Annotated in this window: 4 protein-coding genes; all 4 read right to left on the bottom strand. The window is 46.6% G+C overall.

Going from position 1 to position 2,291, the window contains the following annotated elements:
• Positions 1-513, bottom strand: coding sequence for a flagellar protein FlgN (locus tag K2Q26_01085; GenBank protein MBY0314081.1), 513 nt, complete (start codon positions 511-513; stop codon positions 1-3).
• 16 nt (positions 514-529) lie between these two features.
• Positions 530-841 carry a flagellar biosynthesis anti-sigma factor FlgM gene (gene flgM / locus K2Q26_01080; GenBank protein ID MBY0314080.1) on the bottom strand — a complete coding sequence of 104 codons (312 nt, stop codon included), beginning with the start codon at positions 839-841 and terminating at the stop codon, positions 530-532.
• A 279-nt stretch (positions 842-1,120) separates the two neighbouring features.
• Complete coding sequence (locus tag K2Q26_01075) at positions 1,121-1,507, bottom strand: rod-binding protein (GenBank protein MBY0314079.1); 387 nt, start codon at positions 1,505-1,507, stop codon at positions 1,121-1,123.
• 241 nt (positions 1,508-1,748) lie between these two features.
• Positions 1,749-2,291: flagellar basal body P-ring protein FlgI (locus tag K2Q26_01070; GenBank protein MBY0314078.1), on the bottom strand; the 543-nt coding region annotated here is incomplete at its 5' end.

Raw genomic sequence — 2,291 nt, 5'->3', positions numbered from 1 at the left:
CTAAACTTCTTTGCTCATTAAGCGGCCGGCTGTTTCGTTGGTCGGCTCGGTGCGCTTGCCCTGTTTTGCGTAAGGGCTTTTGCTGCTTAATGTGTCGCGGACCGCCTGCATAGCTCCACTGATGTGCGCTAATGCGGACTGAATCATGCGATCGTTATATTTATTCACTTCAATTGTTCTCGTAACTAACAAATTTAAAACGGAACGAATCTGTTCTAATTTTTGTCTTTCGGCACCCTTAAAGTATTTGGCGAGCTCCGAAAGACGAGGGCCCTCTCCAATATCAATATTCATTACGGAGTAAAGGTCGATGGCAATAGAAGACCATTGCACTTCGAGCTCGCGCACTTTTTCGAGCATCTTTTCTTTACTTTGATTAATGTCGGCCATCTCGTCGATGTACGCGTTGGTCAAAATATCGCGCTCTTTTCGAACGGTGTCGAGAAGATGACGATAGACCCACACGAGTTGGTTGAGAGATTTAACGAGATCTTGATACAATTGCTCTTTCACTTGCGCCTCTCAGATCTTACTTGATCATAAGATGTTCGTTCACCAAGCGGTCAGAGATGGCTTCGGCATCCACTTTGTATTCACCACCGTCGATCATTTTTTGAAGACGTGCGATCTTAGCTTCGTCAACGGAATCATTCTTCGCGATGTCCATTGCCTTCGCCGTTTGCTTCGCACGCGGAGATAAATTTAATTTCGTAGATTCAGCGAGCTCTGCTGAAGAAATCTTTTCTCCATCCGCTTTTGCTTTTTTAGTACCGATGTCTTTAAGACCACCGAGTTCACGACTGCTCACAAGCGGTTGCGATGCTTTACTATTTACTTTCACCCGATCCTCCTTGATGTGATTGGGTTTTATGCCTTTGCACTTCTCATTATCGTATCACAACGAGACGGGAAAAAGCCAATTTTACGGGTCCAGCCTAGTTAACTTTTACGAGGAAAATCAGGCTTATATACCTATATCTAGGCAGATACTTCCCGACATTTTGGTACGTCCTCTGCAAGCGACGATAAAGAGTCGATCACCCAAAAAGAAGGTTAAACTCGAAAGTTTAGATCGAAATAGGAACCAGCTCTAGGTCGAGTATGTAGACCCGAACGACCCCTACTCCTTTTTAGGAGTGTCCTTGGGATTCAACGGCAAAGCCTTAGCTTCCGTTGGAATCTGCGCTGGATTGCCATTGATATCTTTGGGTAGATATCGGCTCTGTTGGCTGGGTAGAATTTTGTCTTTGAGTTCATCGTAGATTTGCTTAGCTAAACCATTTCCGCCGCTCTCCACCCACTGCTCGGCGTACTGATCGAACAATTGGTCTTTATAAATGTTTTCGGCCATGCTGGGTTTACTAAATTCGCTGTGATCGACAGTGCTTCGCATCGCCTTTACCATTTCCTGCAGAAACTGACGCTCGTAGAGTTTAGAAACCTCTTTGAGTTTGTCGTCGAGAGACGGTGCGGGTTGGAGTTTGGCTTTTGCGGCTTTAATGTCCATGATTCTTCGAGTTCAAAAAAAATAGGGGGTCGAGTCGGTGTGTACATCCTGTCCACGTTAAATCAGCTTTTGAGTGCGAGTACCATCCTGGTTCAATCACCCATCCCTTGCTGCCTCTCCTGCTAGAGGTAACCATCCTTGGTTTTGACCCAACTCTTTGAACTCCCCCCCCCTGAAGCTTTCGCTCCAAAAATAATTCTATAACCTTTTAAAAAAATTCTAAATACTAATTCCAAAATCTTTACAAAATTTCGAGCTCGCCTTGTAAAGCCCCGGAAGCCTTCACATTTTGCAAAATGATGATCAGGTCTTTAGGAGAGACGCCCAACTGATTTAGGCTCTCGACAAGTTCACCGACACTGACCGACTCGTTTAAAAGTTTCACATTTTGCCTTCCGCCCGCCGACGCAAGATTCGCCGGAGCACGCACTGGTACAGGGTCCTGCGCTGGTAAGCCAGGAGCCGCTTCTGGTGCAGGAGGTGGCATCGGCGCAGCCGCAGGCGCTGCACCCACCTTAAGGTTTATATCCCCGTGACTGATCGCTACAGTACTGATGCGAACATTTTCGCCGATGATGACCGTTCCACTTTTCTCGTTAACAACGACTTTTGCTTTTTGATCAGGCTCGATATTCAAGGACTCGATGGTCGCTAAAAGTTCCATACCCTTGCCCTCATAGGCAAAAGGAACGACGATGTCCACCGTCGCCGGATCGATCGCACTCGCATACTTACCTCCGAGATCCATATTTATCGTCTGGGTCACTCGAGCGACGGTCGTGAT

It is taken from the genome of Bdellovibrionales bacterium (assembly GCA_019750295.1).
GTDB lineage: Bacteria > Bdellovibrionota > Bdellovibrionia > Bdellovibrionales > JAGQZY01 > JAIEOS01.
The sequence above is the reverse complement of the archived record's forward strand: the minus strand, read 5'-3'. Positions and strand labels throughout refer to the sequence as shown.